This window comes from Alishewanella sp. HH-ZS, from assembly GCF_001704375.1.
Lineage (GTDB): Bacteria > Pseudomonadota > Gammaproteobacteria > Enterobacterales > Alteromonadaceae > Alishewanella > Alishewanella aestuarii.
Genome location: NZ_LZEJ01000080.1, coordinates 1 through 2,574, shown reverse-complemented (window position 1 = coordinate 2,574; position 2,574 = coordinate 1). Strand labels below are relative to the sequence as shown.

Here is a 2,574-nt window from a genome sequence, read left to right as displayed (position 1 = left end):
TGCCAGTTACGCAGTTTTTCCAGCCAATATAATACTTCCTCATTCTGCCAAGGGATGATGTAGCCGCGTTCTAGTTCATCTTTATTCTGGTCGGCGGTTTTGTTGGTGTTGATATACAAGCCTGTGGAATATTGCCCTGTCATGGTGTCATGGATACGGCGAAAGATGCCTTTACCAAAAGGACGCTTTTCGCTACCGAGCGCAAAGTCATGCTTGTCATTGAGCTTCCACTGACCTTGCTCATAGCGCCACGTATCCGCTTCACCGCTGTCTAACATGGACACCTGATAGGTGCGCAGCGGCAGATGCAATTTCATGAAAATGACCATCGCTCTGACAGGTGACCAGATTTGGTGGAGGGTGATTCTTTTACCATTTCTAGTCACTTCTTTGGTGCGCCACACGCAATCGGGGTCGGTTTTATCAATCAAGTCAGGCTCAACTTCAAACCAATCGCCACTCTGATTGCGTTGTCCTGTTTGCTCTTGTGCCCATGTCCAATGCTTGAAATGGCGGTAGTGATAGCTAGGCAGTAACGACTCGCCTTGTGGTAGGTTTTGCTCAATCACCGTCAGTTCTGCTTTATCTGGCAATGGACACAGAATTTGGCGCAGGCCTTGGATGTAACGATACGGAAGTGGGTTACGCACGGTTTCAGTGTGTGAGGATTGCTTCTTAATTTTGCTCAGCGGATTGCGAACCAGTGGTATTAAGTTGCCGCTATCATCTCCTTCAGATAGATGATGCTCAATGACGTAATTAATGAAGTCACAGGGGTGGTTGATAGATTTTGATACTGTGTCGGGGTCGTTAATAGTTTTTCTCACAGTAGCTTCTAGTTCTTCAGCGGAGCAGATATGGCCATTGTAGCCCTTGAAAAACAGACCAATATCAGTTGCATAGGGAGCGCACTCTACCAGGTAGGACTCAAAAAAACGGCTCAACGCTTTACGCTTGCCGTCAATCCCCGTATGTTGTATCGCCATCCACTCAGCGGCTAATTCCTGCCATTGCTCCCACTCAGGGCCAAGGGTGGTGAGCATCCATTTAAACGTTAAGTCCGATGCACGTCCGTCATTTTTTCTGCCTTTAGTTCTAGCCATTATTTACCTCGCAATTTGGGGTGCTTACCTGTGAAATACCCTTGCGGGTCAATGTCGTCAAAACCATGCTCGACCAACTCTTTCCAGTCGAGCGCTTTGACTTTGGACTCAGGATTTGCGAGTTGTAGCGTGGCCTTGTTGAGTTCATCGGAAATTTCCTGCTGCCCTTTACCTGTGTAGGGAACTTGAGACTCCAGTGATTTATGGTGCATACATCGTCGTATCACCAACGGGTTGAGTCCTGAACGCTCTAAGCGTCTGCCATAGCTATGACGATGACCGTGCGGGTCTAACCCTTCCGATTTGTTTGGCTCTAAGCCAATGCGCCTTAATCCCGCCGCATAGCTTTGGTGAAACGCATTCAAAGTGTATGGGTTTCCAAGGGCGCTGTGATGGAATGAAATGAACGCATAGGGGTGATGGCAGTCAATACTGGCTCGATATTTTTGGTAGCTCTTCCACAGTGACATGAAAACCTTGCCATAATCCGCTGGAAACCACTGAACTTGTATGTAGTTATCTCGATGGTCTACAACTCTTGTTTTCCAGCCAACGTATGCCGTGCCTTTCATTCGTTTGCGTGGTATACGAGCGTATTTTTCTTGTAAATAGGCTTCTCTGGTTTTTGTCCCTGAGCGACTACGCCAACCTTCGGGTGCTTTACCATCGACTTCGTTGTAAATTCGAACTATCGCTTTTTCAGGGTCATACGGATCTTCAAGTACATCAGTCACCCAGAGCATAATAGCTTCACTTTCACGCAAACCGCCACCGTGCATCAAGAGCAGCATAAGCTTATCTCTCAGCGCAACTCGTGGATCTTTTGCTCCGCCAATACCATCTTTATAGAATGATTCCCAATGCTTATCTGGGAATGCTAAAGCATCGTCTTCGGCTTTCGTCAATGGAGTGCGTCCTTTCATTGTGCGAGCTTTACGGATGGTTTTGTTAACAGTTTTATCTTCAATATGTCCAAGGAAGTCATTTTGGTTTTTTCGATACCATGCCGCATAATTCAAGCGTTGCTCATGAGGTGTGGCATCTCGCAAAGGGTTCATTGGCTCTGCGCCATGCTTGTTAGCCAGCCAATCAGTAAATGCCGTTAATCGATGAATATGTTTATTGACGTTATCAGTTGAGCTTGGCACCCAGTACAAGCCAGAGGGATCTAAACCATCTTCACCGATGGTGCCTGTGTAAAGACGCTTAGCAAAGGTTTGGAATAGCATTTTAGGATCTTCAAATAATCCTTTGTTGGCTTCCATGTAATCCAAGAGCAAAGAAGTGGCTTGTATAAAACCATTCATTAAAGCATTACTAGCACCATCAGCTTCCATCTTTAGCAAGTAATCGGTAACTGAACCAACTTCACCTTGTTCGGTGATCAAGATGGGGAGCTGACTTTTAATGCCAGTATTATCTTCTACGATAGTTGCTTTGACTTTAACCGATGACAAGGTTCATTCCTTTA

2 protein-coding genes are annotated in these 2,574 nt (G+C 46.0%); both read right to left on the bottom strand.

Annotated elements, in window-relative coordinates:
- Positions 1 to 1,103 (bottom strand): integrase family protein (locus tag A9165_RS16285; RefSeq protein ID WP_176714633.1); only part of this gene is annotated, 1,103 nt, incomplete at its 3' end.
- Positions 1,103 to 2,560: a gamma-mobile-trio recombinase GmtY gene (gene gmtY / locus A9165_RS16280; protein WP_065956663.1), complete on the bottom strand. Its 1,458-nt coding sequence runs from the start codon at positions 2,558 to 2,560 to the stop codon at positions 1,103 to 1,105. The genes gmtY and A9165_RS16285, both read right to left, overlap by 1 nt.
- Between the last annotated feature and the right edge of the window lie 14 nt (positions 2,561 to 2,574).